Origin of the sequence: Streptomyces sp. NBC_00341, from assembly GCF_041435055.1 — a bacterium.
Classification (GTDB): Bacteria; Actinomycetota; Actinomycetes; order Streptomycetales; family Streptomycetaceae; genus Streptomyces.
The window spans coordinates 5,307,828-5,332,223 of record NZ_CP108002.1 but is presented as its reverse complement, the minus strand read 5'-3'; the positions used below and the strand labels follow the sequence as shown (position 1 = coordinate 5,332,223).

The following is a 24,396-nucleotide window of genomic DNA, read 5'->3' as shown; positions in this document are numbered from 1 at the left end:
CGGTTCAGCCGGAACCCCGGGCGCTCGCGTCGTACGCCGTGCGCGCCGCGTCCACCGCGTCCAGCTGCCGCTCCGACCAGCGGGCCAGGCCCCACACCTGCTCGGCGGCCTCCCGGCCCATCGCGGTGAGCGTGTAGTCCACCCGGGGCGGGATGACCGGCTTGGCGTCCCGGTCCACGAAGCCGTCCCGCTCCAGCGTCCGGAGCGTCTGCGACAGCATCTTCTCGCTGACCCCGCCGACCTCGCGGCGCAGCTCGCTGAAGCGGTACGAGCGCTCCAGCAGGGCGGCGAGCACCAGGACCCCCCAGCGGCTGGTGACGTGTTCGAGCACCACCCGGGACGGGCACATCGGCTCCCGTACGTCGGGGCCCGGCCCACCCTGCCGCGGTGCTGCGGAAACCGCGTCCCTCACACTGCTCACGCTGCTTACGCTGCTTACGCTCATACCAGTACCTTACTTCAAAGTGCGTACTTTCTTTTAGTTAGCGCTATCTCTATGGTGAGTAGCAGAACGAACGAACGGAACATGAGCACCTAAAGAGGAGCAAAACCCATGAGCATCGTCGTCACCGGAGCCACCGGGGAGCTCGGCCGCCTCGTCATCGACCAGCTGCTGACCACCACGCCCGCCGCCGGGATCGCAGCCGTCGTCCGGAACAAGGAGAAGGCCGCCGCGATCGCCGCCCTCGGCGTCGAGCTCCGGATCGCGGACTACAGCCGGCCGGAGACCCTGGACGGCGCCTTCCGGGCCGGTGACCGGGTCCTGCTGATCTCCGGCAGCGAGGTCGGCAGCCGCGTCGCGCAGCACGCCGCCGTCATCGACGCGGCCAAGGCGGCGGGCGTGGCGCAGCTCGCGTACACCGGCATCCTGGCCGGCCCGGACGCGGACTTCCTGCTGGCCGACGAGCACAAGGTGACCGAGCAGCTGATCCTCGACTCCGGCCTGCCGTACACCTTCCTGCGCAACGGCTGGTACACCGAGAACTACACGGCGAACCTGGCCCCCGTCCTGGCCCACGGCGCCGTCGTGGCCAACGCGGGCGACGGCAGGATCGCCTCCGCCACCCGGGCCGACTACGCCGCGGCGGCCGCCGCCGTACTGACCGGCGAGGGCCACCTGAACAAGGCCTACGAGCTGAGCGGCGACGTCGCCTGGTCGTTCGACGAGTACGCCGCCGAGGTGGCAAGGGCCTCCGGCCAGGAGATCGTCCACAACGACGTCCCGGCCGCCGCGCACCAGGAGATCCTGGTCGGCGCCGGTCTGCCGGCCGACTTCGCCGCGATCCTGGTGGACGTGGACGAGGCGGTACGGCGCGGGCGCCTCGCCGGCACCAGCGGCGACCTGGCCCGGCTGATCGGCCGCCCGACCACCCCGCTCGCGGACACCGTCACGGAGGCGGTAGCCGCCCAGCGGTAGCCCATCCCCCGGCAAGCGGGAACGGGCGGCAGGAGCGGAAGACAGCGCCCCCGGGCCCGGTGTCATGACCGTCTGGCGATACGGCAATGACACCGGGCCCGGTCGGCGCTACCTTCGTCTGGCCGACGAAGCGTCGACGCACATCTGCCGGGAGGGCCCGTGAAGGGGACGAACGAACAGCGGGCCGGGCTGTTGTCCGGATTCGCCGCCTACGGACTGTGGGGTCTGGTCCCGCTCTTCTGGCCGCTGCTGAAGCCGTCCGGCGCGGTCGAGATCCTCGCCCACCGCATGGTCTGGTCCCTCGGCGTCGTCGGCATCGCACTCCTCGCACTGCGCCGCTGGTCCTGGATCGGGGAACTGCTGCGGCAGCCCCGGAAGCTGGCGCTGATCACCGTCGCCGCAGTGGTGATAAGCATCAACTGGGGCCTGTACATCTGGTCCGTGAACCACGGCCACGTCGTCGAGGCCTCGCTCGGCTACTTCATCAACCCGCTGGTCACCATCGCCATGGGCGTCCTGCTCCTGGGCGAACGGCTGCGCCCCGTGCAGTGGGTGGCGGTCGGCACGGGCGTGGCCTCCGTGCTCGTCCTGGCGGTCGGGTACGGGCAGCCGCCGTGGATCTCGCTGGTCCTGGCGTTCTCCTTCGCGACGTACGGCCTGATGAAGAAGAAGGTCAACATGGGCGGCCTGGAGTCGCTCGCGGCCGAGACGGCGGTGGTGTTCGTGCCCGCGCTCGGCTACCTGCTGTGGCTGGGCGCGCGGGGCGAGTCGACGTTCCTCTCCGGGGGCATCGGCCACGGCGCGCTGCTCGCCTCGACCGGAGTGGTGACGGCGGGACCGCTGATCCTGTTCGGGGCGGCGGCGATCCGCGTACCCCTCTCGACGCTCGGCCTGCTGCAGTACCTGGCGCCGGTCTTCCAGTTCATCCTGGGAATCGTGTACTTCCACGAGGCGATGCCGCCCGAGCGGTGGGCCGGATTCGGCCTCGTCTGGGTGGCGCTCACCCTGCTGACCTGGGACGCGCTGCGGACGTCGCGGCGTACGAGGGTGCGGGCGCTGGCCGCGCGGGAGGCGGCGGCGAAGCAGGCGAGGCCCGCCCCGGACGGTTCCGGTTCCGCCCCGTCCCCGTCCCCGTCCGCACTCGTCCGCGGTGACGACCCCGACGCCATGACCCGTATCCCATAATCGTTACTTGGTTGCTTTTTTAACTTGGTTACGTTTCCATGGAGCCCAACGGAAACGGCAACCGAGGAGTGCGCATGCCCAAGTCCACGAGCACCGTGCTGATCGTGGGATCCGGGCCGACCGGCCTGACCCTGGCCATCGATCTGGCCCGGCGGGACATCGGCATCCGGATCATCGACAAGTCCCCGCAGTTCCCGCGCAGTTCGCGGGCCAAGGGCCCCAACCCGCGCTCACTGGAGGTCCTTGAGGACCTCGGCGTCATCGATCAGGTGCTGGCCGCCGGATCGGCGCCGCTGCCGATGCGCAAGTACCGCGCCGGAGAGGTGATCGCGGACACCGACCCGTACGCGGCGGCCCGCCCGACACCGGACGCCCCCTTCGAGCGGCCCTGGCTGATCGCCCAATGGCGGCTGGAGGAGATCCTGCGCGCCCGGCTCGCGGAGTGCGGCGTACGGGTCGAACTCGACGCCGAGCTCACGGGGCTGACCCAGGACGACGACACCGTGACGGCGTCCCTGACCGGCGGCCGGGAGATCGCGGCCCGGTACGTGGTGGGCTGCGACGGCGGCCACAGCGCGGTGCGCAAGCTCCTCGGCGTCCCGTTCGAGGGCAGCACGGACGAGGAACAGACGATGGTCTGCGGCGACGTCGAGGTGACGGGCCCTGACCGGGGCATGTGGCACCAGTGGTTCGACGAGGACGGCGGCGTGATGCTCTGCCCGATCCCCGGCACCCGCTCCGGCTGGTGGTTCCAGGCCTCCCCCGAGACGGACGCCGCAGGCCGCCCCCTACCCCCGTCGCCGGCCGGCTTCCAACGGCTCTTCGCCAAGCACGCCCGGCTGCCCGGCGAACTCCTCACGCGGGCCACGCTCCTCTCCTCCTACCGGTTCAACGAGCGTCTGGCGGACCGCTACCGGGTGGGCCGGGTGTTCCTGGCCGGGGATGCCGCGCACGTGCACTCCATCGCGGGCGGCCTGGGCATGAACACCGGCATCCAGGACGCGTACAACCTGGGCTGGAAGCTCGCCAGGACCGCCACCGGGCAGGCGCCGCCCGAACTGCTGGACACCTACGAGGAGGAGCGGCTGCCGATCGCCGCCAGGACCCTGGACATCACCGCGGAACGGCTGCGGGCCACGCTGGAGGCGATCAAGGAGCCGGGCGGCGGCCTGGACTCGGCGATCACCCCGCAGACCTACGGCCTGGGTGACGGCTACCACTGGAGCTCCCTGGCGCACGGGGGCTCCACCGCCCGGCTGCGCGCGGGCGACCGCGCGCCGGACGCGCCCTGCACCGACGCCGCCACCGGAGCTCCCCGCCGGCTGTTCGAGGCCTTCGCCGGACCGCACTTCACCCTGCTCGGCTTCGGCCCCGGCACCGCCCAGGCCCTGCGGGCGGCGGCCTCGGCACACGACGGCGAACTGCGGGCGTACGCGGTGACCGGGGCGAACGGAGTGGTGAACGGAGTGGTGGCGGAGGCGAACGGGGCCGCCGCCGGGGGCGCTTCGCACGGCGCGCTGGCCGACGACGCCGGCCGGGCCCGCTCGGCGTACGGCATCGGGCCGGACGAGGACGTCCTGGTACTGATCCGCCCGGACAACCACGTGGGGCTGATCGCCCCGGACGGGGACCACCGGGCCGTCGCCGCGTACCTGAGGGGTGGGGCATTGGAGCGAGCTTGAGCGCGTCGCAGCGGGTCATCCCCCTGATGACCCGCTGCTTATATTTTCCTCACATCTTATGACCCGACTCCTGCGCGCTCCCGGGACGTCCCGCACGCTCCTGCGCACCGCGACCGCCACCGCCGCCCTGTCCGCCGTGTCCGTCCTCGCCTGCGGAATCGCTCCCACCGCAGTCGCGGACGACACCGTGCGGACCGTTCATCAGGACGGGCTCGGCCCCGCCGGTCCCTGGCTCCGCCTCCAGGAGACGACCCCGGACCGGGAGCCGGGGGTCCAGGAGATCTCGCCGAAGCCCGACCCGGTCCACCTGAACGGCAGCCTGCGCCTCGCCATCGCGGCCGGGCAACAGGCCCAGGCCGCGCACTACTTCAACGCGACGTGGACACCGGTGCCGATGCGGCCGCTGCTGGACGCGGGCGTCTCGTACTGGGCGTACACGGCGTCGGAGGGCTCCAGCGTCACCGATATCGGCGCCAACCTGCAGTTCCCGGCGTCCTGCGGGGGCTTCACCACCCTGTCGTTCGAACCCGGCAACAACACCGACGCGCAGGGCGCGGCACTGAAGCCGGACACCTGGCAGAAGTACCGGCTCACCGACGACTCCGTGATGCGGACCTCGCGCGCCGTGGCGGGCATCCCGGCGGGCGGGGACGCCCCGCTGTCGCACTTCGTCACGGCGTGCGAGGGGGCGTACGGGGTGATCGCCAACATCGGCCGGCTCGGTGACCCGAACGGCACGCTGAACACCTACGTCGACAACATCACCGCCCAGGGCACCACCTGGGACTTCGCCGTCACCGGCCGGGCGTCGGCGGCGCTCACCGTCCCGGAGCGGATCAAGGCGGGCGACGGCCCCCGGCCGGCCGACGTCTCCTACACCGATCCGGCGGACGGCCCCGAGTACCAGGGCATCGGCACGCGTCTGACGCTCAAGGGCCCGGCCGGTCTGAAGCCGGACCAGCTGACCGTCATGTCCGAGGGCTCCGCGGTCCCGCTGACCCAGGAGACGGACGGGTCGCTCACCGGCGAACTGCGGACCAACCTCCGGGCGGGCGGCACGCTGGAACCGGGCGGAAAGGCCGGGGCCGCGTTCACCCTGGCCGCGGCCGAGGGCGCGCCGGCCGGGCGGCTCGACGTGACGACCGAGCTGACCGTCACCGTCGACGGCACCGACGGCCCGGTGCGCACGGGCGTGAGCGCCACGGACCACAGCCGGATCACCTCCGCCGGCACGCGCCCCAGCCCGTCACCGTCCCCCAGCCACCCCCACCACCCCAGGCCCACCCCGCCCGGCGGCGGTCACGGCAACGGCCACGGAAACGGCCACTGGGGCGGCGGCCACGGTGGCGCACCCCTGCCGAGCGGCCCGGTCGACGCCGGTGACGGCTCCACCGCCCTGACCGGCTCCGGCACCGGCTCCAACGGCCTCTCCGTCCCCGGCCTGGCGATCGGCGCGGCCGGGCTGCTGGCAGCCGTCGCCGCCTCGGTCCACGGGCTCCGCGCGGCTCGGCGCCGACGCGGTTGAGCCCCCGCATCCTGCGGGAACGGCTGCCCCGAGCACCGTTCCCGCGCCTGACCCGGGCGGCCGGGCTGGTCCCGGCCGCCGCGGCGGCGCTCGTCCTGCTGCTGGGCTCCCCCCTCGCGGAGCCCGGCGGCGGGACCGCCCCCCGGTCCGGCCCCGCACCCACGGCGGCGGCTCCCCTGCCGACCGCGCTCCCCGGCGCCCGCCCCGTCCGCATCGACATCCCCGGACTCCGGGTCAGCGCACCCCTGGTGGGCCTGACCCTGGACAGCCGGGGCAAGCTCGGCGTGCCCGATCCGGCGGACCGCAACCTGGCCGGCTGGTACCGGGACGGGGTGCCGCCGGGCTCCCCGGGCAACGCGATCGTGGTGGCCCACGTCGACACCGCGACCGGCCCGGCCGCCTTCGCCGGACTCGACGCGCTGCCGCTCGGGTCCGCCGTGGAGGTCCGCCGCGCGGACCGCCGGATCGCGACGTTCCGCGTCTACGCGGTCCAGGAGTACGAGAAGCGCGACTTCCCCAGCACCCGCGTCTACGGCCCGACGAACGACGCCCAACTCCGCCTGCTCACCTGCGGCGGCGCCTACGACCGCAGCGCCGGCGGCTACCAGTCCAACGTGGTCGCCTTCGCCCGGCTGGCGTCGGTCCGGCCGGGCTGACGACTCCGCCACGCCCGAACACCGATTCGACCACGGGGCGGGCCCGGCTGCACCAGAATGGCGCCATGCCCCTTGACTGGAAGATCGTCATCGACGCCGCGGACCCGCACGCCCAGGCCGGTTTCTGGGCCGCCGCCCTCGGCTACGAGATCGAGGACAACAGCCCCCTGGTGGAACGCCTCCTGGGCCTCGGCGCCGTACCGGAAGCGATCACGACGACCGCGCACGGCCGCAAGGCCTGGCTCGACCTGGCGGCGGCCCGGCACCCGGACGACCCGTACGAGGCGGAGAGCGGCACGGGCCGCGGTCGCCGTCTGCTGTTCCAGCGCGTCCCCGAGCCCAAGACGGTGAAGAACCGCCTCCACCTGGACGTGCACGCCGGACCGGACCGCCGAGACGCGGAGGTGGCCCGCCTGGAGCGGCTGGGCGCGAAGGTGCTCCGCGAGGTCGCGGAACCGGGCGGGACGTGGACTGTCATGACCGACCCGGAGGAGAACGAGTTCTGCGTGCAGTGACCGCGAGCGGGCGGGGGCGTCGGCCGGGCGCCAAATGAGTGGACTCCTCCCCACCCGGAGGGGAATCGGGTCTGCGCCGCGGGCCGGGGTGGTGATGTTCATGCCGTCCGCCTCCCTCCGCACGAAGAGGTGCCCCCGCATGCGACGTACCCCCTCCCGCCGTCTGCTCGCCGCAGCCCTGCTCGTGGCGTCCGCACTGGCCCCGGTGACGGCGTTCACCACTCCCGCCGTCCAGGCTGCGGGCACCGCCTGCCACCACAGGGCAGACTGCCGGCCCGGCGGCCTCGGCCCCGCGCTCACCGCCCGGCTGGACAGAACCATCGCGGACGTCCGCGAGCAGGCGGGCATCCCCGGCGCCGTCGTCGGACTGTGGATGCCGGGCAGGGGCAGCTACGTCCGCGCGAGCGGTACGGCCGACACCGCCACCGGGAAGCCGATGGCCGCCGACTCCTTCTTCCGGATCGGCAGCGAGACCAAGACCTTCACCGTCACCGCCCTGCTCGAACTCGTGGACGACCACCGGATCGGGCTGGACGACCCCATCTCCCGATACATCCACGGCGTACCGGGCGGCCGCCGGATCACGCTGCGCCAACTGGCTGAGATGCGCAGCGGGCTGTTCCCGTACACGTCCGACCCCGACTTCGTCCACGCCCTGCTGAGCGACCCGCATCGCACCTTCACCCCGCGCGAGACGCTGGCGTACGGCTTCAGACACGCGAACACGTTTGCGCCGGGGGCCCAGTTCGAGTACTCCAACACCAATCTCGTCCTGCTCGGCCTGGTGATCGAGAAGGTCAGCGGGCAGCGGCTCGCCGACTTCATCCACCAGCGGGTACTGCGCCCCGCCCGCCTGCGCCACACGCTGTTCCCGAAGGGGGCGGAGTTCCCCGAGCCGCATCCGCACGGCTACACCGACCAGACGCTCAGCGGCGACACCGCGGACGCCACGGACTGGAACCCCAGCTGGGCCTGGGCGGCCGGGGCGATGATCTCGGACCTGCACGATCTGCGCAGCTGGGCGAAGACCGTCGCCACCGGCACCCTGCTCAGCCCCGGGACCCAGGCGCAGCGGCTCAGGACGCTGCCGACGGGCTTCCCCGGTACCGGCTACGGCCTCGGGATCTTCGAGACCAACGGCTGGATCGGGCACAACGGATCGATCCCGGGGTACGAGACCGTGACCGTCTACCTGCCGTCGCAGAAGGCCACCCTGGTCATCATGATCAATACGGACAGCCAGCGCGACGGCCAGGAGCCGTCCACGGTGCTCGCCCGCGCGATCACCGGGATCGTCACCCCGGACAACGTCTACGACGGCGCGGTCGTCACCCGCTAGCCGCGCCCTCCCGCTGGAGCCGCAGACCGGGCGCCGGGGGCGGGCGCCGGCCGCATACGCTCGCCCCATGCCTATCCCACCCGCCTATGCCCTCGTCGCCACGGACCTGGACGGCACCCTGTTGCGCGGCGACGCGACCGTGAGCCCCCGCACCCGTGCCGCGCTCGGCCTCGCCACCGCCGCCGGGGCCCGCCACCTGGTGGCCACCGGCCGACCGGTGCCCGGCGTACGGGAGTTGTTCGCCGCGCTCGGGTACCGGGGGCTCGCCGTCTGCGGGCAGGGAACGCAGGTGTACGACGCCGGGGCCGGACGCATGATCCATGCGGTCGCCCTGGACCGGGAGGCGGCGGCCACCGCGCTCGGCAAGATAGAGGCCCAGGTGGGGCAGGTCTTCGCCGCGGTGGACCAGGACGGGGTCGACGGCGAGACCCTGATCGAGCCGGGCTTCCTCATGCCGAACCCCCCGCTGACGGCCCGCCGGACGCTCCACCGCGACGAGTTGTGGGCCGCTCCGGTCATCAAGGTGCTGATCCGCCATCCGGAGCTGGACGACGACGCCCTGGCCGCCGCGGCGCACGCGGCCGTCGGGGATCTGGCGACCGTCACGCTGTCCGGGCCGGGCACGGTCGAGCTCCAGCCGTACGGCATCGACAAGGGCGCCGGGATCGCGCTCGTCGCCGAGCACCTGGGGCTGGACCCGGCAACCGCCATCGCCTTCGGTGACATGCCGAACGACCTCCCGATGTTCCGCAGTTGCGGGTACGGGGTGGCGATGGCCAACGCGCATCCGCTCCTGCGGGCCGCGGCGGACGAGGTGACCCTGTCCCACGAGGACGACGGGGTCGCGGTCGTCCTGGAGCGGCTCTTCGGCTGAACGGCGCCCCCACGCACGTGCGTTCAGGGGCGGCCGGGGGCCGAGCCGTCCTCGTCGGGGCCGGCCGCGGCCAGCAGGAATTCAGCTCCGCCTTCGAGCGTGCGCGCCACGTCGGCCGAGCGCGGCAGCATCGTCTTCTCGTAACCGCGCACCGCGTCGTCGACGGTGGCGGAGCGGGCCAGCGACAGGGCGAGTTCACTGGCGTCGAGCATGGCGAGGTTGACGCCGACGCCCAGCGGCGGCATGAGGTGTGCCGCGTCCCCGAGGAGCGTCACGCCGGGTGCGCTCTCCCAGGTGTGCGGCACCGGCAGGGCGAGGATCGGCCGGTCGACGTAGGGGCCGTCGTTCTCTGTGATCATCCGGAGGATCCGCGGTGACCAGTCCGCGTACTCGCGGAGCAGCTGTGCGCGGATGCCCTCGGTGTCCGCCGGGCGGAGCCCCGCCGCCGCGATCCAGTCCAGCGGGACCCGCCGCATGATGTAGACGCGCAGGTGGCCGCCGCTGTTCCGCTGCGCGAAGAGGCCGCGGTCCCCGTCTGCGGCGTGGGCGCTGCCCCCTCCCACCAGTTCGGCCAGCTCGGGGTGCGCGGTCTCCACGGCGTCGAAGTGCGCTTCGAGGAAGCCGACCCCCGTGTAGTGCGGTGTCGCGGGCGAGAGGGCGGGGCGGACGCGGGAGAAGGCGCCGTCCGCGCCGATCACGAGATCGGCCTCGACGGTCGTCCCGTCGGTGAACCTCAGCGTGCGTGCTCCGTCGGCCGGTCCGCTCACCGAGTCGAGGGCCCGGCCCCACTGGACCGTCCCCTCGGTGAGCGAGCGCAGCAGGAGATCGCGCAGCTGTCCCCGGTCGATCTCGGGCCGGGCCGTTTCGTCCGCGTCCGGCATGTGGTGGGCCTGGACGCTTCCCGCCGGATCCAGCCGGCGCATCTCCTGTCCCTCGACCCTGGCGAGCGCGAAGAACTCCTCCAGCAGGCCCGCCTCGCGGAGTGCGATCTGACCGTTGTCGTCGTGCAGGTCGAGCGAGCCTCCCTGGTTCCGGGAGTTCTCGTCCGGGTCACGGTCGTAGACGGTCACGGGGATGCCGTGCCGCTGGAGGATGCGGGCGCAGGTGAGGCCGCCGGGTCCGGCGCCGATGACGGCGATGCGGGCCTGGACGGGGGCCGGGCTGTTCATGGTGGGTTCCTTCCGTCGGCGGGGTCCGGGTGACGTCACGCCCCGATGGGCGGCAACCCCTGCCGACCCCAGCAAAGCAGGAACGAGTACGAAACTGCAACCATTACAGTTTCTGGCTCGTTCCAGCTATGCGTTAGAGTGGATGCCATGCCAGACACCCCGGCCGTCGGCCGCCGCGAGCGCAAGAAGGCCGCGACCAGGCAGGCCATCGCCGATGCCGCCCTGGAGCTCTTCCTGGAGCACGGATACGAGCGGGTGAGCGTGCGCGACGTCGCGGAGCAGGCCGACGTGTCGACGACGACCCTGTTCGCCCACTTCCCGGGCAAGGAGGCGCTGGTCTTCGACCGCGAGGCGGAGGTCGAGGCCGCGCTGACCGCCGCCGTCCGCGAACGACCCCCGGGGCAGGACGTGGTCGAGGCGCTCCGCGCCCACGCGCTGACGTCCTGGACGCGGATGGCGTCGGACCCGCGCCGGGACCGGTTCACCGCACTGGTGGACGGGACGCCCGCGCTGCGCGAGTACTGGGAACGCATGTGGATGCGGCACGCGAGCGCCCTCGGCGCCGTGATCGCACGGGAGCTCGGCCGGGAAGCCGATGACCTGGCGTGTGCGGCGCTCGCACGGTTCGTCCTGGAAGTACCGGCCCTGGCCGCGTCCGGGCATGATCCCCGCGCCGCGGTGGAGACGGTGTTCGATCTGCTGATCCACGGCTGGCAGGGCTCGCAGCACCCGTGAAGGCCCTGGGGCCCGTCGCGGTCGTCAGCCCGCCGTCGCCCCCAGCGACCGCAGTACGTGATCGACCAGCAGCGCCACCGCCTCGGGGTCCTGCATCGGCTTGCGCAGGACGTGGCGGTAGTAGACCGGGCCGTACAGCATCTCCACCGCCAGCCGCAGATCGGCGCCCGGCGGGATCTGGCCCCGTTCCTGGGCCACGCGCAGCCTGACGACCACCTCTTCGAAGCGGGGTTCGATCAGTTGGGTGCGGACCGTTTCGGCCAGTTCGTCGTCGTGGTGGAGCTCGGAGAGTATTCCGGCGTACGCGGGACCGAAGGGCGGTACGGAGAGCACGCCGACCGCGCCGTTCACATGGGTCCGCAGATCCGCCGCGATGTCATCGGTGTCGGCGGACGGGGCGGCCTGGACCAGCGCCTCCGTGAACGCCTCCAGCAGCACCGCGCTCTTCGACGGCCACCAGCGGTAGATCGTCTTCTTGCTGACACCCGCCCGCGCCGCGATGGCCTCGACGGTGACGCGGCCGTAACCCCTCTCCGTGCAGAGGTCGAGGGCCGCCTCCAGCGTCGCCCTGCGTGAGCTCTCGCTACGGCGCAGCGAACTCGGCGATGTGATCATTCGGTGAGCATAGGGCTGTTCGAGCCAATCCTTATTGACAGTCCGTCGCCAGAAGTCGAACAATGCTCAAGCGGAAACGGAACGTAGCGTGTCGGCTCGTTCCCACCCTTCGCACCGTTCGTGCCGTTCGTGCCGCGACGAGCCGATCGGGGGACGGCTCGCCCGGCCGACGGTACGGGTGAAGCCCCCTTTCACGGTCAGGCCGTGATGTCCTTCGCCGTGAAACGCGCCCAGGCCGCCGAGCCGAACACCGCCGCGTACAGCCCCTGGAGCTCCAGGTTCTTCAGCAGGTCGTCCCAGTAGACCGGGGCGCGCAGCAGGTCCGCGAAGGACAGCCAGTAGTGCGGGAAGAGGTACGGGTGAATCCCGTGCAACTGCGGGATGGTGTCCAGGATCTGCACCGTGATCAGCACCCCGACCGTCGCCGCCATGGCCGCGATGCCGCTGTTGGTGAGGGTGGAGACGAACAGTCCGAGCGCCGCGAAGCCGATCAGTGACGCCGCGACCGCGACCGCGATGACCGCCGCCCGCACCAGGCCCTCACCGAAACCGATCCGGGTGCCGGAGATCGTCGTGACGTCACCGACGGGGAACAGCAGCGCGCCCACCGCCAGCGCGGACGCCGCCACGACCAGGGTCGCGAGCAGGCAGAAGGCCAGTGTGGTGGCGTACTTGGCGAGCAGCAGCCGGGTCCGGCCGGCCGGCGCGACCAGCAGATAGCGCAGCGTCCCCGCGTTGGCCTCGCCCGCGACGGAGTCGCCCGCGATGACGCCGACCGCCATCGGGAGGAAGACCGGGAGCGTGGCGGCGAGGGAGGCGAACACCAGGAAGAGGCCGTTGTTGGTCACCTGGGAGAGGAACGCGGGCCCGGCCCCGCCCTCGCCGGGACCGGCCGGTGAGCCGTTCGCCGTCTCGATCCGCACCGCGATCCCGATCAGTACGGGCACGGCGGCCAGCACCCCGAGCAGGGCCAGGGTGCGCCAGCGGCGCAGGGTGGTGGTCAGTTCGGAGCGCAGGATGCCGAGCGTCCACAGCGGGTTGCGCGGGAGCGGCGGGGCCTCCTCGCGTACCTCTTCAGCCCGTACCTGTTCAGCCCGCGACATCGAATCCCTCTCCGGTGAGCGCGACGAAGGCGTCCTCCAGGGAGGCCCGTTCGACGCCGAAGGACCGTACCCGGACGCCGGATTTCACCAGGGCCGCGTTCAGGTCCGACAGTTCGACGGAGCCCGGCGGGGCGTCGGCCCGCACCCGGTCGCCGTCGAGGGTGATTCCCGTGACTCCGTGTTCCGCCAGGACGCGGGCGGCGTCGGCCGGGTCGGGGGTGGTGACGGCGAGCCGGCCGCGGGTGCCCGCCGCGAGCTCGGTGACCGGGCCCTGGGTGAGCAGCCGGCCGCGCGCCATGACCGCCGCGTGGGTGCAGACCTGCTCGATCTCGTCCAGGAGGTGGGAGGAGAGGAAGACCGTGGTGCCCTCTGCGGCCAGCTCCCGGACCAGGGTGCGGATCTCCCGCATGCCCTGCGGGTCCAGCCCGTTGGTCGGCTCGTCCAGCACGAGCAGCCTGCGGGGCCTGAGCAGGGCGGCGGCCAGTCCGAGGCGCTGCTTCATGCCCAGCGAGTACGCCCGCGCCTTCTTGCCGCCCGCCGCGGCCAGCCCGACCCGGTCCAGCGCGTCACCGACCCGGGCGGCCCGGGTGCGCGGGTCGGCGGTCGGGTCGGCCCGGTCGTAGCGCACCAGGTTGTCCCGGCCGCTCAGGAACCCGTACAGGGCGGGCCCCTCGATCAGCGCCCCGACGTGCGGGAGGACCGTGCGGGCGGCGCCGGGCATGGGGCGGCCCAGGACGCTCGCGGTGCCGGACGTCGGGTCGATGAGCCCCATCAGCATCCGGATGGTGGTGGTCTTCCCGGAGCCGTTGGGGCCGAGGAAGCCGAAGACGCTGCCGCCGGGGACGGTGAGGTCGAGCCCGTCGACGGCGAGCTGGCCGCCCCGGTACCGCTTGGTCAGCCCCCGGGTCTCGATCACGGGCACGGCTGCGGCCCCTGTCATGTCTGCTCCCCATGGCTCATGCCCGCCCCGCGTGGCTTCTGATGCGAACAGCGGTCGCGGACAGCGGTCGCGGATCGCGTCCGCCCCGCCGTACGGAGGCTACGGCGGGGCGGATGCGTCGTGCACGACGCGGCGCGTCGTCGAATGTCAGCCGGCGTTGTCCGCCGCCTTCACCAGCGCGTCCTTCGTGACCGCGCCGACGTACACCCGGCCGTCGTCGGTCATCAGCGCGTTGACCAGGCGGGTCTTGAAGACCGTGCCGGAGCCGAACGTGCCGGTGACCTTGTCGCCCATCGAGTCCAGGAGCCCCTGCGCCTCGGCCGGCATGCCGCCCGACGCCTTGTCGCCCGAGGACTTCGAGGGCGTGCCGCTGCCACCGGGGGCCTTGATCTCGGCGATCGCGCTCCAGCCCTTGCCGGTCACCTTCACGCCCTCGCCCTTGGCGTTCAGGCCCTCGAACGGGCCGAGCCCGCCCTCGGCCTTGTGCACCTTCTCGTGGTTCGCGGCGCTGTCCGCCTCGGTGACCTCCGCACCCTTGGGCGGGGTGAAGGAGAACGAGGACGCGGCCGGCTTGCCGAAGTCGACGGAGGTGAACCCCGCGTCGATCGCCGCCTTGCCGCCGCTGCTGGGCTGGAGGGTGAACTTGAGCGGCACGCCGGTCTTCGCGTCCACCGCGACGGTGATCGAACCGATCGTCGAGCCGCTCTGCTCGGGCTCGACGACCAGCCGGTAGGCGTCGCGCCCCGCGACCTGCGCGGTGCCCCCGACCTTCACGGACGTGGTGCCGTCGGCCGCCTTGAGGGCCTGTTCGGCGAAGGCCTTCGGGGTGGTCGGCATGCCGTCGGGGACCGGCTGGTCCCCGCGCTTCGCGTGCTCCCCGGCCTTCTCCTCGGCGTGGTAGACGGCGTTGGACTTGCTGTCGTACGCCCACACCTCGTCACCGTTGTGGATGAGGCTGTACTCGGACGCGTTGTCCAGGATGGACACCCGCTGCCTGTCGGGGCCGTCGGCCGCCACCCGGAGGGTGTGCGTGCCGGACGCCAGCTCGGTCAGCTTCGACTGCGGGTCCGCGCTCGCGCCGCCCTTGTCCCCCGCGCCGTCCGGCACGAAGGAACCGGCCAGTCCGCCCAGGGACGGGATGCCGAGGTCGGTGCTGATCTTCACCGTGCCGGACAGCTGCTCCGTGTCCGAGGCGGCGATCTTCTCGATGAGTTCCTGCGCGGTGATCTCCGGCAGATCCGGATCGCCCGAGCTCGCGAGCGCCGGGACCAGCCCGATCGTCGCGGCCGCGACGCCCGCCACCGCGACCGGGACGATGTAGCGCACCGCCTTCCGGCGGCCCGCGACGGCTCGCCCGGGGCCGTGCGGGGCCGTGCCGTTGGTGTCTGCGCTGTCGTTCGGTGCCATGTGTGCCCTACCTCCGTGGTCGGCGGCTTCCGTCCGGATGCACTCGTCCACTCCGTGCCGCCATTCTCACCCGTTTTGGTCAGGAGTGGTTGTTCTCCATCTGACCAAATCCGGGAGCCAGAAGCGTCAGCCCGGGGGTGCAACTCCTCATACCTCTTCGGTATGACACCGACGGGCCCCCGCTCCACCTACCCGTAGGGGGCGGCGCGCAGATCCGGCCACCGGCACCGGCGGGTTCTCAGCCCGCGCGGTGCACCACGGCGTCGCACATCTCTTCCAGCGCGGACTTGGCGTAGCAGCCGGGCAGCGGTGCCAGCGTGGCCCGCGCCTCCTCCGCGTACCGGATGGTGTCGCGACGGGCCTGTTCGAGCGCCGGGTGGGCACGCAGCCGCCGCAGCGCCTCTGCCAGCCGGCCGTCCTGAGTCAGGTCGCCGTCCAGCAGCGCGACGAGCTCCAGGTCGTCCGGCTTGCCGTCGGCCTCGACCTGCGCCCTCAGGCGGAGGACGGGCAGGGTCGGGATGCCTTCGAGGAGGTCGGTGCCGGGGGTCTTGCCGGACTCGTGGGAGTCGGAGGCGATGTCCAGGACGTCGTCGGCGAGCTGGAAGGCGACGCCGAGCCGTTCGCCGTACTGGGTGAGCGTGTCGGTCGCCGCGTCGTCGGCACCGGCCATCATCGCGCCGAAGCGGCAGGCCACGGCGACCAGCGAGCCGGTCTTGCCGCGCATCACCTCGAGGTAGTGGTCGACCGGGTCACGCCCGTCGCGCGGACCCGCGGTCTCCAGGATCTGGCCGGTGACCAGGCGCTCGAACGCCTCCGCCTGGATCCGTACGGCCTCGGGGCCGAGGTCGGCCAGGATGTGCGACGCGCGCGCGAAGAGAAAGTCGCCGGTCAGCACCGCCACCGAGTTGCCCCAGCGGGAATTGGCGCTGTCCACCCCGCGCCGCACGTCGGCCTCGTCCATCACGTCGTCGTGGTACAGCGTCGCGAGGTGTGTCAGCTCGACGACCACGGCGGCGGGCACCACGCCCGGGGCGTCGGCGTCACCGAACTGGGCAGCCAGCATCGCGAGCAGTGGCCGGAAGCGCTTGCCCCCCGCGTGCACCAGGTGCTGCGCGGCCTCGGTGATGAAGGGCACCTCGCTCTTGGTCGCATCGAGCAGCCCCGACTCGACAGCAGCCAAACCGGCCTGGACACCGGCTTCAAGAGCCTGGTCCCGCACGCTCAGTCCGAACGGCCCGACGACGGTCACGAGGGGATCTCCTGTCTGCTGACGATCACACGGAATGTCGATGTGTCGCTGCCATCACTCAAGTCAGCGTATCCGGTCCCCTTTGGATCACCGTGGGCGCCTTCCCGCCACCGCCGGTATGTTCGGGATCAGCTCATACGATCAGGAGTAGTCCCTTTGTCCCACACCGCTCACGACACCGATCCGACCCAGCCACCGCCGGGCGACGACCACGCCTTCTTCGGCCAGCCACGGGGTCTGATGACCCTGTCCGGCCTGGAGGTCTGGGAGCGGTTCTCGTTCCTCGGCATGCAGGCCATCCTCGTCCTGTACTTCGCCGACACGGTCGCCAACGGCGGCATGGGCATGGAGCCCGGCACCGCCGCCTCCGTCTCCGCGGCGTACGGAACCCTGGTCTACCTGGTCTCCGTGGCGGGCGGCTGGCTGGCCGACCGCATCCTCGGCTCCTACCGGGCCGTCCTGTACGGCGGCATCCTCATCGCCTGCGGCCACTACGCCATGGCGGTGCCGACCGCGACCATGACCTGGGTCGGGCTGGGCCTGATCAGCGCCGGTACGGGGCTGCTCAAGCCCAACGTGGCCACCATGGTCGGCAAGCTCTACCGCACCGACGACGAGCGCCGCGACGCCGGCTTCGCCCTCTACTACATGGGCATCAACATCGGGGCGTTCCTCGGCCCGCTGATCACCGGCTGGCTGGGTGACCACGCGAGCTGGCACTGGGGCTTCTCGGCCGCCGCGTTCGGTATGACGCTCGGTCTGATCCAGTACGTACTGGGCCGGCGTCACCTGGCCGGGCGTAAGCACTCCGCCGAGTTCCCGCTGGCTCCGGAGGCCAAGCGCTCCATCGTGTGGCGGATCGTCCTCGGCGTCGTCGTGGTCGCGGCGGTCGCCACCGTGCTGGCCCTGGTGGGCTGGCTGACCATGGACCGCTTCGTCGACGTACTGACGGTCATCTCGGTGATCGCACCGGTCGTCTACTTCGTGGTGATGTTCCGCAGCCCGCAGGTCACCCCGGAGGAACGCGGCAGGCTGCGCCCGTACGTGGTGCTGTTCCTGGCCTCCGTGGTCTTCAACTTCATCCTCTTCCAGGCGTACTCGACGATGATGCTGCTGGCGTCGACCAACGCCCGCACGGAGATCTTCGGCTTCCACTTCCCGGCCAGCTGGTACGCCTCCGCGCTCGGCGCCTTCGAGGTCGCGCTCGCCCCGGTGGTCGCGGCCGTCTGGGCGAGGATGGGGCCGCGCCAGCCGCACGCGTCCAACAAGATCGCGATGGGTGTGATCCTCGGCGGTCTGTCGTTCCTGCTGATGGTCCTGCCGACCTCCGGGCACGCCGACGACAGCTACAAGATGGCCGCCTGGTGGATCGTCGGCTCGTACCTGCTGCTCGGGCTCGGCGACATCCTGCTGGAGACCTCCGGCATGTCCGCGACCACCAAGCTCGCCCCCAAGGCGTTCGCCAGCCAGACGATGGCGCTCTGGTTCCTCTCACTGGCCCTCGCCAACGGAATCCAGGCACAGATCGTGAAGCTGTACGGCGAGGTCTCCAACCCCGCCTACTTCGGTGTCAATGGCGCTATCGCGGTGGTGGCCGGTGTGGCCGTCGTCGCCGCCGCCCCCTGGCTCAAGCGCACCATGCACCCCGTCCACTGAGGTACCCCCATGCACATCCGCACCGAATTCCCGTACGAGACGACCCACGAGGACATCCGTATCCCGCTGCCGGACGGCACCCGGCTGTACGCCCGGATCTGGCGGCCGGTCACCGACGAACCGGTGCCCGCCCTGCTGGAGTACCTGCCCTACCGGCTGAGCGACTGGACCGCGCCCCGCGACTGGCAGCGCCACCCCTGGTACGCGGGCCACGGCTACGCCTCGGTGCGCGTCGACGTACGCGGCCACGGCAACAGCGAGGGACTTCCGGGCGACGAGTACGACGCGCAGGAGCTGGCCGACGGTGTCGCCGTCATCCACTGGCTGGCCCGGCAGGAGTGGTGCTCGGGGCGCGTCGGCATGTTCGGCATCTCCTGGGGCGGCTTCAACTCCCTCCAGCTCGCCGCGCTCGCCCCCGAGCCGCTCAAGGCGATCGTCACCGTGTGCTCGGCCGACGACCGCTACGACAACGACGTCCACTACATGGGCGGCTCCGTCCTCGCCGTGGACATGCACGCCTGGGCCGCGACGATGCTCGCCTTCGTCTGCCGCCCGCCCGACCCGGCACAGGTGGGCGACGCGTGGAAGGACATGTGGCTGGAGCGCCTCGAAGCCGTTGACCCCTTCATCCACACCTGGCTGGACCACCAGACGCGCGACGACTACTGGAAGCACGGCAGCGTCTGCGAGGACTACTCCGCCATCCGGGCGAACGTCCTCGCGGTCGGCGGCTGGCACGACCCCTACCGCGACACCGTGCTCCGGCTCGTCGAGCACCTGGACCCGGCGAAGGTCCGCGGGCTGATCGGACCGTGGTCGCACCAGTACCCCGACCGGGGCCTGCCGCCGGGGCCCGGCATCGGCTTCCTCCAGGAGACGCTGCGCTGGTGGGACCAGCACCTCAAGGACAAGGACACCGGCGTCATGTCGGAGCCGCTGCTGAGGTCCTGGATCAGCGAGTCGCACCGGCCCGCCACCGTGTACGAGACGCTGCCCGGCCGCTGGGTCGGGGACACCAGCTGGCCCTCGGAGAACGTCTCGCCGGTCGCGTACGCCCTCAAGGGCGGCCCGCAGACCGTCGACTCCCCGCAGCAGACCGGGGTGGACGCGGGCCGGTTCTTCCCGTTCGGCAACGACGCCGACCTGCCGCCCGACCAGCGCGACGAGGACGCCAAATCGGTGTCCTTCGAATTCCCGGTCGAGGAAGCGCCGATCGAGATCCTGGGCCGCCCCCGGGTACGGCTGCGCATCCGGATGGACGTACCGCGCGGCCAGGCCATCGCCCGGCTCTGCGACGTCGCCCCCGACGGCTCCTCCACGCTCGTCACCCGGGGCGTCCTCAACCTCGCAGCCCGGCACGGCCGGGACCGCGCGGACGACTGGCCCGCCGGGGCCACGGAGGACGTGACGTTCGAACTGAACGGCATCGGCCACACCTTCCCGCCCGGCCACCGCATCAGGCTCGCGGTCTCCTCCTCGTACTGGCCGTGGATCTGGCCGCAGGCCGGCTCGAAGGGCTTCACGCTGGACGCCGAGGGCAGCTACGTCGAACTGCCGGTGCGCCGGCACACCGAGGACCCCGCGATCCACTTCGAGGAGCCCGAACAGTCGGAGCCGCTCGGAGTCGTCTACCCCGCCACCCTCGACGAACAGCGCCCCGAGCGGCTGGTGATCCGCGACGTCGCCAAGGGCGAGTGGCGGATGGAGGTGGACCCGCGCTACGGCGGCACCCGGATCTACCCCGACGGCCTCGAATTCACCGAGGACGCGGTCGAGACGTACACGATCCAGGAGCACGACCCGCTCTCCGCGCACACCCGCTCCGACTGGACGGTCCGGCTGCACCGGCCGGAGACGGCCTGGGACGCGCTGATCGAGACACGTTCCGAGATCAGCGCCGACTCGACCCACTTCATCACCTCCAGCGAGGTGGTCTGCAAGGACAGCGGCGAGGTCGTCTTCCACCGGACCTGGGAGAAGCGCATTCCGCGCACGGCCGGGTGAACCGCACCGCCGGTCCCCGCGTACTTCCGGACGCGCGGGGATACGGCGGGACTTTCCGGGCATGGGACGGGTGGTTGGGACTCTGCCGCCGGGTTATGCCGCCCACGTAACGTGTCCCCCAAGCGACCCGGAAAGCGAGGCAGCAACAGATGCCCGAGCAGAGCAGCCCGCTCGAACTGGCCGAGGGCGATCCCTTCGGTCCGCACAACCTTCCGTACGGCGTGTTCTCCGCCCCCGACCGGCCCGGAGAGCGACGCGTCGGCGTCCGCATCGGCAGCCATGTGCTCGACGCCGGCGCGGCCGCGCTCGCCCTCGGCTCGCCCTACGCGCAACTGCTGGCCCAGCCCGACCTGATGCCGCTGCTCGCGGCCGGCCGCACCGCCTGGAGCGACGTGCGCCGCGCGCTGACCGCGTGGGTGACGGTCCCGGCCCACCGCCCGGACATAGAGCCGCTGCTGCACCCGGTGGAGTCCGTGACGCTCCACCTGCCCTACCGGGTGGCGGATTACGTCGACTTCTACGCCAGCGAGCACCACGCCACCAACGTCGGCCGGATCTTCCGCCCGGACGGCGACGCGCTCACCCCCAACTGGAAGCACCTGCCGATCGGTTACCACGGCAGGGCGGGCACGGTCGTGGTCTCCGGCACGGATGTCGCGCGACCGTCGGGCCAGCGCAAGACCCCCGCGGACCCGGCCCCGGTCTTCGGACCTTCGGTGAAGCTGGACATCGAGGCCGAGGTCGGCTTCGTCGTCGGCACCTCCTCCGAGCAGGGACACCCGGTCGCGCTCACCGACTTCCGCGAGCACGTCTTCGGGCTCTCGCTGCTCAACGACTGGTCGGCGCGCGACATCCAGGCCTGGGAGTACGTGCCGCTGGGCCCCTTCCTCGGCAAGTCCTTCGCCACCTCGGTCTCCGCCTGGGTGACCCCGCTGGAGGCCCTGGACGCCGCCCGCACCGCCCCGCCCGCCCGCGACTTCCCGCTGCTGCCCTACCTCGACGACGCCGAGGAGGACGAGCCCGGCGGCTACGACCTCCGCCTCTCCGTCGCCATCAACGGCCACGTCGTCGCGGAGCCGCCGTTCTCCACCATGTACTGGACGGCGGCCCAGCAACTGGCCCAGATGACGGTGAACGGCGCCTCGCTGCGCACCGGCGATCTGTACGGCTCCGGCACCATCAGCGGCGCCGAGCCCGCCCAGCGCGGCTCCCTGCTCGAACTCACCTGGAACGGCCGCGATCCGCTGGAGCTGCCCGAGGGCAAGCGGACGTTCCTGGAGGACGGGGACACCGTGACGCTGACCGCGTGGGCGCCCGGCCCGGACGGCACCCGGGTCGGTCTCGGCGAGGTGACCGGCCGGATCGTGTCCGCGCCATGATCCCGCAGCCCACGCCGACGCTGCCGGAGGAACTCCTGCTGCTGGCCCTGGACCCGGTGCGCGGCAAGCCCTTCTGCCGCAACCGCTTCCTGGAGTACGCGATGGCCGGGGCCGTCCTGGCGGAGCTGGAACTCCAGGGCCGGGTCACCGGGCAGGGCGGGCGCTTCCAGGTGGCCAACCCGCTGGACCCGCCGGACCCGCTGCTCGCCGGGGTGCTGCGGAGCCTGCCGGCACCCGGCAAGGGCGGAGGGGGTTCCGGGGAGTCGGCCAAGAGATGGGTGCGGCACGCCGGGCGGCGGGTCGAGGGCCTGTATCTGGACGCCCTGGTGGAGCGCGGCGTCCTGCGCCGCGACACCCACCGCTTCCTCGGCCTGCTCCCCTACCACCGCCACCCGATCGTGGCGAAGGACCTGGCCGCCCTGGCCCGTACCCGCTTCGACGCCGCCGAGCGAGCGGGCTTCCCCGACGCCCGGAGCCGCGCCCTGGCCGCCCTCGTCTCGGCGGCGGGCCTGTCCCGCTCCGTCGGCACGGAGCGCGGCAGCCGCGGCGCGATGCGCCACCTGGTCCACGACCACTGGCCGGCCCACGCGGTGCTCCGCAACATCCGCCAGGACAGGGCGAACCAGTCGGGGGGCGGGGGGTAGGGCCGCTGAACCCAGCCCCGCCGGCGCTTGAGGCGCGGGGTCCGGCGGGGGTAGACCCGCCGAACCCAGCCCCGCCGGCGCTTGAGGCGCGGGGTCCGGCGGGGGTAGACCCGCCGAACCCAGCCCCGCCGGCGCTTGAGGCGCGGGGTCCGGCGGGGGTAGACCCGCCGAACCCAGCCCCGCCGGCGTTTGAGGCGCGGGGTCCGGGGCGGAGCTCCGGCGGCAGGCGCGGTCAACGGCCCGGCAGCGGACCGCGCCCGGCACTGCTCACTCGTACTCCGGCGGCTCCTCGTCCCAGCCGAACTCCGGGTCGGCGCCGGGGGCAGCGGTCGCAGCGGCGGGTGCCGGAGCGGGTGCCGGGGCGGGCACCCGGGCCTGGGCCGCGGGGGCTGCTGCCGGGGCGGAGGTCGCGGGCGCCGGGGCCGCCTCCGTCGGGGTGACGGGTTCCGCGTCGGCGGCCGGGAGCCCTGCCAGCACCTCCAGCACGCCCTCCCCGTACGTCGCCAGCTTCTTCTCGCCCAGGCCGCTGATCCCGCCCAGCTCCGCGAGCGAACCCGGCCGGAGCGCGGCGATCTCCCGCAGCGTCGCGTCGTGGAAGATCACGTACGCCGGGAGGCCCAGCTCCTTGGCCTGGGCGCCGCGCCAGGCGCGCAGTGCCTCGAAGACCGGGACCGCCGACTCCGGGAGGTCGGCGACGGCGGCTGCCTTGCCCTTGCCGCTCTTCGACGAGGAGGAGCGGGCCGGGGCGACCTTCTTCGGCTCCTTGCGCAGCAGCACCTCGCGCTCCCGGCCGAGCACCGAACCGCTCTCCTCCGTGAGCACCAGCGTGCCGTACTCGCCCTCGACCGCGAGCAGGCCCTGGGCCAGCAACTGGCGGACCACGCCGCGCCACTCCGCCTCCGCCAGCTCCTCACCGATGCCGAACACCGAGAGCTGGTCGTGGTCGAACTGGATGATCTTCGCCGTCTTGCGGCCCAGCAGGATGTCGATGATCTGGCCCGCGCCGAACTTCTGCCCGCGCTCCCGCTTCAGCCGTACGACCGTGGACAGCAGCTTCTGGGCGACCACCGTGCCGTCCCAGGTCTCGGGCGGGGCCAGGCAGGTGTCGCAGTTGCCGCAGGAGGCGGTGGCGGGTTCCTGGCCGAAGTACTTCAGCAGCTGGGCCCGGCGGCACCGCACGGTCTCGCACAGGGCCAGCATGGAGTCCAGGTGCGAGGCGGCCCGGCGGCGGAAGGCCTCGTCGCCCTCGCCGCCCTGGATGAGCTTGCGCTGCTGGACGACGTCCTGGAGTCCGTAGGCCATCCAGGCCGTGGAGGGGGCGCCGTCACGGCCGGCGCGGCCGGTCTCCTGGTAGTAGCCCTCGACGGACTTGGGCAGGTCGAGGTGGGCGACGAAGCGGACGTCCGGTTTGTCGATGCCCATGCCGAAGGCGATCGTCGCGACGACGACCAGGCCCTCCTCGCGCAGGAAGCGGGACTGGTGGCGTGCTCGGATCCCGGCGTCCAGACCCGCGTGGTACGGCACTGCCTCGATGCCGTTGCGGCAGAGGTACTCGGCGGTCTTCTCGGTGGAGTTGCGCGAGAGGCAGTAGACGATGCCCGCGTCCCCGGCGTGCTCCTCCTTGAGGAAGGTCAGCAGCTGCTTCTTCGGGTCGGCCTTGGGGACGATGCGGTACTGGATGTTGGGCCGGTCGAAGCCCGCCACGAAGTGCTTGGCGTCGGGCATGCCGAGACGCTGGGTGATCTCCTGGTGCGTGGCCGCGGTCGCCGTCGCCGTCAGCGCGATCCTCGGTACGTCGGGCCAGCGCTCGCCCAGGACGGACAGGGCCAGGTAGTCCGGCCGGAAGTCGTGGCCCCACTGGGCGACGCAGTGCGCCTCGTCGATGGCGAAGACGGAGATCTCGCCGCGCGAGAGCAGGCCGAGCGTGGAGTCCAGCCGGAGCCGCTCGGGCGCGAGGTACAGCAGGTCCAGCTCGCCCGCGACGAACTGGGCCTCCATCGAGCGCCGCTCGTCGAGGTCCTGCGTGGAGTTGACGAACCCGGCCCGCACGCCCAGCGCCCGCAGCGCGTCCACCTGGTCCTGCATCAGGGCGATCAGCGGCGAGATGACGATGCCCGTACCGGACCTGACCAGGGACGGGATCTGGTAGCAGAGCGACTTGCCGCCACCGGTCGGCATGAGCACGACGGCGTCCCCGCCGGCCACCACGTGGTCGACGACCGCTTCCTGCTCGCCCCGGAACGTCTCGTACCCGAAGACCCGGTGGAGCGTCTGCCGTGCATCGCTCTCGGTCACATCCATG

General features: G+C 72.3%; 21 protein-coding genes. 13 read left to right on the top strand and 8 right to left on the bottom strand.

The window, feature by feature from the left end; translation table 11 throughout:
- Nucleotides 1-4: 4 nt before the first annotated feature.
- Entirely contained in the window at nucleotides 5-349 is a 345-nt protein-coding gene (locus OG892_RS24025) for a helix-turn-helix domain-containing protein (RefSeq protein WP_073732725.1), read from the bottom strand.
- Between the two features lie 204 nt (nucleotides 350-553).
- On the opposite strand from OG892_RS24025, the gene OG892_RS24020 reads away from it, so the two are divergent.
- From OG892_RS24020 to OG892_RS23985, 8 genes are all read left to right on the top strand, one after another.
- The gene (locus tag OG892_RS24020; protein WP_371630259.1) at nucleotides 554-1,417 is read left to right on the top strand and encodes an SDR family oxidoreductase; all 864 of its coding nucleotides are present in this window, start codon (nucleotides 554-556) and stop codon (nucleotides 1,415-1,417) included.
- 159 nt (nucleotides 1,418-1,576) lie between these two features.
- Nucleotides 1,577-2,602, top strand: coding sequence for an EamA family transporter RarD (gene rarD, locus OG892_RS24015; protein WP_328865808.1), 1,026 nt, complete (start codon nucleotides 1,577-1,579; stop codon nucleotides 2,600-2,602).
- A gap of 74 nt (nucleotides 2,603-2,676) precedes the next feature.
- Entirely contained in the window at nucleotides 2,677-4,284 is a 1,608-nt protein-coding gene (locus OG892_RS24010; protein ID WP_371630258.1) for an FAD-dependent monooxygenase, read from the top strand.
- A 58-nt stretch (nucleotides 4,285-4,342) separates the two neighbouring features.
- Nucleotides 4,343-5,809 (top strand): hypothetical protein, encoded by a 1,467-nt coding sequence (locus OG892_RS24005; RefSeq protein ID WP_371630257.1) that lies wholly within the window; start codon nucleotides 4,343-4,345, stop codon nucleotides 5,807-5,809.
- Nucleotides 5,806-6,465 carry a class F sortase gene (locus OG892_RS24000; RefSeq protein ID WP_371630256.1) on the top strand — a complete coding sequence of 220 codons (660 nt, stop codon included), beginning with the start codon at nucleotides 5,806-5,808 and terminating at the stop codon, nucleotides 6,463-6,465. The genes OG892_RS24005 and OG892_RS24000 overlap by 4 nt, the downstream gene beginning before the upstream one ends.
- A gap of 65 nt (nucleotides 6,466-6,530) precedes the next feature.
- Nucleotides 6,531-6,980 (top strand): VOC family protein, encoded by a 450-nt coding sequence (locus OG892_RS23995; RefSeq protein ID WP_073732731.1) that lies wholly within the window; start codon nucleotides 6,531-6,533, stop codon nucleotides 6,978-6,980.
- Nucleotides 6,981-7,119: 139 nt separating this feature from the next.
- Nucleotides 7,120-8,319 (top strand): serine hydrolase, encoded by a 1,200-nt coding sequence (locus OG892_RS23990; protein ID WP_073733148.1) that lies wholly within the window; start codon nucleotides 7,120-7,122, stop codon nucleotides 8,317-8,319.
- 67 nt (nucleotides 8,320-8,386) lie between these two features.
- Nucleotides 8,387-9,193 (top strand): HAD family hydrolase, encoded by an 807-nt coding sequence (locus OG892_RS23985; protein ID WP_371630255.1) that lies wholly within the window; start codon nucleotides 8,387-8,389, stop codon nucleotides 9,191-9,193.
- Nucleotides 9,194-9,216: 23 nt separating this feature from the next.
- Here OG892_RS23985 and OG892_RS23980 read toward each other — a convergent pair whose 3' ends face one another.
- Entirely contained in the window at nucleotides 9,217-10,362 is a 1,146-nt protein-coding gene (locus OG892_RS23980; RefSeq protein ID WP_328865813.1) for an NAD(P)/FAD-dependent oxidoreductase, read from the bottom strand.
- Between the two features lie 147 nt (nucleotides 10,363-10,509).
- Between OG892_RS23980 and OG892_RS23975 the strand changes: the two genes are divergently transcribed.
- On the top strand, nucleotides 10,510-11,097 hold the full coding sequence (locus OG892_RS23975; protein WP_371630254.1) for a TetR/AcrR family transcriptional regulator: 588 nt from the start codon (nucleotides 10,510-10,512) through the stop codon (nucleotides 11,095-11,097).
- A gap of 24 nt (nucleotides 11,098-11,121) precedes the next feature.
- On the opposite strand, the gene OG892_RS23970 is transcribed toward OG892_RS23975, so the two are convergent.
- The 5 genes from OG892_RS23970 to OG892_RS23950 form a co-directional block, all read right to left on the bottom strand.
- Nucleotides 11,122-11,712 carry a TetR/AcrR family transcriptional regulator gene (locus OG892_RS23970; RefSeq protein ID WP_073732735.1) on the bottom strand — a complete coding sequence of 197 codons (591 nt, stop codon included), beginning with the start codon at nucleotides 11,710-11,712 and terminating at the stop codon, nucleotides 11,122-11,124.
- A 197-nt stretch (nucleotides 11,713-11,909) separates the two neighbouring features.
- Nucleotides 11,910-12,815 (bottom strand): ABC transporter permease, encoded by a 906-nt coding sequence (locus OG892_RS23965; RefSeq protein WP_073732736.1) that lies wholly within the window; start codon nucleotides 12,813-12,815, stop codon nucleotides 11,910-11,912.
- Nucleotides 12,802-13,755: an ABC transporter ATP-binding protein gene (locus OG892_RS23960; RefSeq protein ID WP_328865816.1), complete on the bottom strand. Its 954-nt coding sequence runs from the start codon at nucleotides 13,753-13,755 to the stop codon at nucleotides 12,802-12,804. Before OG892_RS23960 ends, OG892_RS23965 begins: the two co-directional genes overlap by 14 nt.
- 147 nt (nucleotides 13,756-13,902) lie before the next feature.
- Complete coding sequence (locus OG892_RS23955) at nucleotides 13,903-15,162, bottom strand: outer membrane lipoprotein carrier protein LolA (RefSeq protein ID WP_371630253.1); 1,260 nt, start codon at nucleotides 15,160-15,162, stop codon at nucleotides 13,903-13,905.
- Between the two features lie 238 nt (nucleotides 15,163-15,400).
- Nucleotides 15,401-16,411: a polyprenyl synthetase family protein gene (locus OG892_RS23950; protein WP_371630252.1), complete on the bottom strand. Its 1,011-nt coding sequence runs from the start codon at nucleotides 16,409-16,411 to the stop codon at nucleotides 15,401-15,403.
- A gap of 156 nt (nucleotides 16,412-16,567) precedes the next feature.
- Between OG892_RS23950 and OG892_RS23945 the strand changes: the two genes are divergently transcribed.
- The 4 genes from OG892_RS23945 to OG892_RS23930 all read left to right on the top strand — a co-directional run bounded on the left by OG892_RS23945 (nucleotide 16,568) and on the right by OG892_RS23930 (nucleotide 22,094).
- A complete protein-coding gene (locus OG892_RS23945) occupies nucleotides 16,568-18,067 on the top strand; it encodes a peptide MFS transporter (RefSeq protein WP_371630251.1) in 1,500 nt (499 codons plus the stop codon).
- A 9-nt stretch (nucleotides 18,068-18,076) separates the two neighbouring features.
- Nucleotides 18,077-20,071 (top strand): CocE/NonD family hydrolase, encoded by a 1,995-nt coding sequence (locus OG892_RS23940; protein WP_371630250.1) that lies wholly within the window; start codon nucleotides 18,077-18,079, stop codon nucleotides 20,069-20,071.
- 149 nt (nucleotides 20,072-20,220) lie between these two features.
- Entirely contained in the window at nucleotides 20,221-21,450 is a 1,230-nt protein-coding gene (gene fahA, locus OG892_RS23935) for a fumarylacetoacetase (protein ID WP_073732742.1), read from the top strand.
- Nucleotides 21,447-22,094, top strand: a complete 648-nt coding sequence (locus OG892_RS23930) for a GPP34 family phosphoprotein (RefSeq protein WP_371630249.1) — start codon at nucleotides 21,447-21,449, stop codon at nucleotides 22,092-22,094. Before fahA ends, OG892_RS23930 begins: the two co-directional genes overlap by 4 nt.
- 267 nt (nucleotides 22,095-22,361) lie before the next feature.
- On the opposite strand, the gene recQ is transcribed toward OG892_RS23930, so the two are convergent.
- A complete protein-coding gene (gene recQ, locus OG892_RS23925) occupies nucleotides 22,362-24,395 on the bottom strand; it encodes a DNA helicase RecQ (protein ID WP_371631677.1) in 2,034 nt (677 codons plus the stop codon).
- Nucleotide 24,396 lies beyond the last annotated feature (1 nt).